Source organism: Haloferax sp. s1, assembly GCF_058382125.1.
Window position 1 is genome coordinate 1 of record NZ_JBZRPK010000494.1, and the last position, 5,867, is coordinate 5,867.

Consider the following 5,867-nt stretch of genomic DNA (forward strand, 5'->3'; position numbering starts at 1 on the left):
TTCACGTCCGACAGACTAGCAGTAGTTGGTGTTCCAATCGTCAACGTATGGATAGAGATGTCAATAGACGCCGATTTCTCGGCGCATCGACCCTTCTCATCGGTGCACTCGCCGGCTGTGGTGGACAGCCTGCCGAAACGCCGACAGAGACACCGACGGCAACACCTGAAGAAACACCGACACCAACAGCGACACCCGAAGAGCCAACAACAATGATGGGAGCAGACGTTACAGTCAGACAGGAGTCGGGGAAGACAGTTTACTGGGTGCTACCGGGTGAGCGGCGGCTCAGCCCCACCGTGTTCGGCACTCCAGATAACCCGCGATTCGGCTCTGACCTTCTCGAATTCCGAATCGAGCAGGCAAAACAACTGCCTGACCCGCTTAGTAATACGATTCCACAGCTGCTACAGGACCTTCCGTCCTTGGTCGCCGCACCGGAGCAAGCGCGGGCGTCGGTTGACGACCCAGTCGCCCAAGAGAAGTTGACCCAGCCAACGCTATTCAGCGACAATGCGCAGATAACCAGTGGCGAGTTCGAGGTCACCTACAAGGACCGACGGCCGTATGACCTTCCTGGGCCGGTAGGAGACACGCCAGATGACGCGGACTTGACCACTAGCTTCACCGACCCAGCAGATAACGAATACGAACTCCAACTCGACCATATCGTACAACCACCGATTCCGGGATACGAAACTGGCGGCGGAGTGATGACCGGTGCTTGGCACCACGGAGCGACCGGAACGGGCTCACCGTTGATGCCGCACCTGTTCGCGTACGGGGCGTTCTGGGGTGTTGGCGACGTACTCGTCAACGGGGAGGTAACCACCGAAGATGGATTTAGAGTTATCCACTTCATGACCACTCAGACTGTCCGAGACCAGGACTACCGACTCGCCATCGACGAAGAGTTGCCGCTCCCGACTGAGAGTACTATTGCGGGGCGAGCCCATCACACCCACGGGGTGGTGCTCCCAATCAGGCCGACAGCGGATGGTCCCGTGTTCGACCCAGTACCGACGGCGTTCGAACTCCCGAACGGGAATAATCAGCCGTTCATCCACGCTATGTGGGAACAGGAAGAACTCGTTGAATCACCGTTCAAAGGGGAGGTGTCTGGGTGACGTTGGGGGTGGACCAATTCCAGTACTGTACGATACTTTCAAACCCGATTTGGAACCAGTGAGTATGCCCGCTATGAAACTCAGTCGACGAAAGGTTCTCAAAATGAGTGGCGTCACACTCAGTGCTCTCGCCGGTTGTAACGCTCCATCAGCGGATACGTCTGGTGAATCTCCCACCGACACGCCGACATCGTCACCAACTGCGACGCCGTCACCGACTACAGAAGCTACTCCGACCCCAACTTCAACTCCAACACCAAACGCACTCGACGGCGAAATAACTGTGAAGGGTTCAGAGTGGGTCCTCGAACCTGATGCCTTCCAGGCGAAAGTTGGTCAGGAACTGACCATCCACTTTGAGAACGTCGGGGAAGTGGCCCATAACCTTTCCGTTGGGGAGTTCCCGGCAGACGAGCGACCGGTCGCCGAGCAGGACGAAGCGGGAACATTCATAGTCAAGACTGACACGATACAGCCGGATGAAACTACGTCCGTCGTATTCACCCCCGAGTCAACCGGGACGTTCCCCTACTGGTGTGACGTCCCGGGCCACCGGGAAGCCGGTATGGTGGGTGAGATGACGGTCACGGAGTAGGTCTGGCTGGTCTCACTTCATAGTTGGTTCTTGCCTCGGCTACTGCCTGACACTGAGCGCTTCGAGTGAGTTTTGTCGTCCGATTAATTTTAGCTGGGAGGTATCACGCACACCCAACTGAAAGGAGGTTACCAAAAGCCATCGTCTAAATGTCAATTACAACCATATACGTGTAAAGATTACTTTTTTGTTATTATATTCGCTTATTGGAGTATGTCGTTGCTGGCGGAGGTCCTCGCCATCTTAACTATAGTAGCGTTTGCAACTGGTGACACATTCGACCGCACGACAGCGGTCGAGCGAGTGTGCAGTGACTTGCGAACGCTCCTATAGACCCTGCTGCAGCAAATCCGCTGTAGCCGATTTCGGCATGAATTGATTCCGTAGGAACCTCTCGGCTACCGCTCGCACGGTACCACTCGTGGACGCCAGGCGGTGAAGTAACGGTCACCTGCTCACTTCTAGATTGGCTGGTGTGTCATTCATTAGCACGAACTTAAGAGTCACCAACGGTAACATAGACTTGAGAGGGAATTGAGTATGTCCACAACATTCGCTCCGGACCGATGTCCCGTCGAACCCCGACCCGACGCATACGAGTCGTTCGCGGCACTCGACCTTGGTGACGGAAGTCTGATCATCTTCGAGGGAGACGTACGGGGAGCGTGGATAGAGTCTACCATCTCCGTTGCACGCGACGAGGCTCTCTAAGCGGATATCGACCGTCGGTAGCGATACGATTTCACGTTGCCGAACACCCGCGGAGCGATAAATAGCGTCGGTATGGAGTACCTTTACGGGTTATCCTTTTTCGAATCCGGCCCGAAGTGGGCCGACCCCCACTCTCGCATCGCGACAATCAGTGGTTCGAGGTCGCGTCCCCGGTCGGTCAGCGCGTACTCCACTCGGTAGGGTCGCTCGCTGATGACCGACCTGTTCACGATTTCGTCCTCTTCGAGTTCCTTGAGGTTGTTCGAGAGTGCCTTCCCCGAGATACCGTTGATTAATCCCTCGAGTTCGCTGAACCCACAGGCACCATTTTTCAGGAGTCGGTCGACGATTACCGGTTTCCATTTCCGACCGAGCAGGGAGGCAGTTGCGGTAACCGAACACCACTCCTCACCTCGACACCATTCGGGAATACGGTCTGGGCGTTCGCTCATAGTCCTCCCCACTGTCGGCGAAGATTGACTGGTGACCACCCGCGGTTTCGTCTTTTCGGCGTGGACCTATCGACGGTTCCCCCGACATCGAATCCACGAGAACTCCCGTATGCAACCACGGTGAGTTCACCTGCTTTTATCTTCGATTCCATACCTCATCCCTATAAATCGATAGGTACGTCTGTGCATCCACACGTCTCATGTCCTAATTATGGACGCGACAGTACTAACTTTCAGCTAACTACGTGGTAAGGACGTTACTCTCAATTAACAGGACTGTTACTCCCAGCTATAGTAGCGTTTGCAACTGGTGACACAGCCGATCGCACGATAGCGGTCGGTTGAGTGTGCAATGACTTGCAAACGCTACTATAGTCAGATACCCTACGCTCACCCTACAGAAACCACGATACGGTGATGGTTCGGCCTGAGAGATAGTCATCCGTTATGCCCGTACTTCGACCAAACTATACGTCTTAACGAACATTCAGACTACTTGGGAGACCGGACCAAGTTTATGGGGTATCGTGACGCATTTATAGTTAATGCCACCCGCATCCACGTTTGACGAGTCCTTCTTCCAGGAGGTGGTGTTCAGTCCGGGTGAGGGTATACTTTCGATTGACGACGGGGGGGTCGTCGTGTTCACTAGTCAGCCAATCGAACGGATTTTAGGCTACGGTCCGGACGAATTGGTTGGCGGACCGGTCGACCGTCTCTTCCCACCGGAGCACGAGGACCCACTTGAGACGATTCGACGCGAGGCCAAACGGGCATCTACAGGAGTCGATGACACGACAACAAATATAACACTCGTACACGCCGACGGACGCAACATATCCGTGGATTTTTCTGCTGATTCGACCGAATACGACGAGACACGCTTTTTCACGCTTCGCATACGTGCTTGGCGGGTCCACGAAGACCAACGACCCCCTCCTGTGGTCGAAAGCCGTCCCCCGAAAGCAAACAGGAGATTCCCACAGAAGGTATTCAGGCACAGCAATGAAGCGATACTCGTCTTCGACACGAACAGCGACGAAATCGTAGAGTGTAATCCCCGGGCGTGTGAACGATTTGGCTATTCGCGCGAGGAACTCCTGTCGTTCAGTCCGTCGAACCTCTATTCCGACGAGGAGGCTTTTACTGCGTTTATCGAGGAAGTACTGGAGGACGGATCCAGTTGGACTAACGAACTCAATTGCCGCGCTTCCGACGGCGAGACGTTCCCGACAGAAATCTCAGCTACCCTCCTCTACGTTGACGGCGAGCCGCATGTGCTGGTATTCGCTCGCGATGTCTCCGAACGACGAGAGCAGCAACGAGAAGTAGAGCAGTACCGAACAATAGTCGAGGCGGTCGGAGAAGGAATCTACGCCGCCGACGATGAGTTCCGGTTTACGGTTGTCAACGAAGGCACCGCTGAGTTGACGGGCTACACGAAAGACGAACTAATCGGAACCCCGCTGACACACCTCCTCGCAGGGGAAGTCGACCAGGTCGACAGAAGCGAGTACGAAGCGTTGCTGACTGGCGAACGATACACCGTTGTCGACGCCGAGTCCGCTCGTACCGCCCGCGACGAACTCCTTGAATCCGACAGAGGCGTCATGAGAGTTGAAGCGCCCATCTATACGAAAGATGGTGAAATCGTGCCGCTGGAAATCCGATTCAGTGAACTCCCGACGGAGCCAGATGGAGACTTTCAGGGAACGACAGGAGTTCTGATAGACGTCTCCGAGCACAAAGAGTACGAACGCCGTCTGGGTGCGCTCAACGGAGCAAGTCAAGAGTTGACCCAAGCGACGGATCGCGATGCCATCGCTTGGGCCGCCCTCAACGCAGTCGAGCGAATCCTCGGATTTGACGTCAGTTGTATCCGTACATTCAACTCCGAAACGAACTCTCTCGAACCGACTGCTGTCACCGACGCCGCCCGACAGTTAATCGACGTCCGACCCGCCTTCGACCTCGAGGTTACTCTCGCTGGTCGTGCCTATCGGAACGGTGAGTCAATAGTTCATCAACCTAGCTCTAACGAGTCTTTCTCCGGTGACGAGGCGAGTCTTCACCTCCCGCTCGGAAGGCACGGGACACTCTCGGTGTTCACCGAATCGGCAGATGGGTTCACAGAGGCGGATGTCCAGATTGCGGAGGTGCTTTCTGCGACAGTCACATCCCACTTTGAGCGCGCCGAGCGAGAACGAGAACTTCAGAAGAGCGAAGCGGAGTGCCGCGACCAGCGCGACCAACTCGATACGCTCAACCGTATCAACGCACTCGTCCAGAACCTTATCGGGGAGCTAATCGAGGCGGGGATGCGTGAAACAATAGAAGAACGCGTCTGTCAGCAACTGGCGGCTTCGAGTCTCTACGAGTACGCTTGGATTGCGGAGGTGGGGGTGACCGGTGAGGATGTCGTAGTCAAGACGGGTGCAGGCATCGAGGAGGGGTACCTCGACGCACTCGACAACATGTCGGTGTCTCAGTTGGGAAAGGGCACAGTAGAGCAGGCCATCGAGACGGGCGAGATAAACGTCGTCCGACAGTATCTGATAGAAGACGAAGCCGACGACGCGGATGAACTCGAAGTAACCGCTGCAGTAGCCCTCCAGTACGGTGCTCGTGTCTACGGCGTTTTGGTCGTGAACGCGACGCGGGAAGATGCATTCTCCAAGCAGGCACAGGCTGGTCTGGAGGTCCTCGGAGACGCTATCGGGTTCACGATAAACGCCATCCAGAGTAAGGAACTCCTCCTCTCGGACGAAATCGTCGAACTCGAGTTTACGGTCAGCGATGCGAGGAACGTTCCCGTCTATTTCTCCGAGAAACTCGGCTGTCGCTGTCGACTTGAGGGGACTACCCTGAACGGAGAAGGGAATTATCTCTGTTATATTCGCGTCGAAGGAACCTCAGTCGAGGACGCTCTGGAGGTAGCCGACCGCATGGATTCTATCACAGACGCTCGTCTCATCCAAGAAC

Annotated in this window: 5 protein-coding genes; 4 read left to right on the forward strand and 1 reads right to left on the reverse strand. The window is 55.5% G+C overall.

Going from position 1 to position 5,867, the window contains the following annotated elements:
* The first annotated feature begins 47 nt into the window (after nucleotides 1-47).
* The 3 genes from QT222_RS07755 (at nucleotide 48) to QT222_RS07765 (ending at nucleotide 2,433) form a co-directional block, all read left to right on the forward strand.
* Nucleotides 48-1,127, forward strand: coding sequence for a hypothetical protein (locus QT222_RS07755; RefSeq protein WP_014732850.1), 1,080 nt, complete (start codon nucleotides 48-50; stop codon nucleotides 1,125-1,127).
* Between the two features lie 73 nt (nucleotides 1,128-1,200).
* Nucleotides 1,201-1,722 carry a cupredoxin domain-containing protein gene (locus QT222_RS07760; RefSeq protein ID WP_491476829.1) on the forward strand — a complete coding sequence of 174 codons (522 nt, stop codon included), beginning with the start codon at nucleotides 1,201-1,203 and terminating at the stop codon, nucleotides 1,720-1,722.
* A gap of 540 nt (nucleotides 1,723-2,262) precedes the next feature.
* Nucleotides 2,263-2,433, forward strand: a complete 171-nt coding sequence (locus QT222_RS07765; RefSeq protein ID WP_004060690.1) for a hypothetical protein — start codon at nucleotides 2,263-2,265, stop codon at nucleotides 2,431-2,433.
* An 83-nt stretch (nucleotides 2,434-2,516) separates the two neighbouring features.
* On the opposite strand, the gene QT222_RS07770 is transcribed toward QT222_RS07765, so the two are convergent.
* A complete protein-coding gene (locus QT222_RS07770) occupies nucleotides 2,517-2,885 on the reverse strand; it encodes a winged helix-turn-helix transcriptional regulator (RefSeq protein WP_004060689.1) in 369 nt (122 codons plus the stop codon).
* Between the two features lie 545 nt (nucleotides 2,886-3,430).
* On the opposite strand from QT222_RS07770, the gene QT222_RS07775 reads away from it, so the two are divergent.
* On the forward strand, nucleotides 3,431-5,867 hold a 2,437-nt coding region (locus tag QT222_RS07775), incomplete at its 3' end, for a PAS domain S-box protein (protein WP_491476830.1).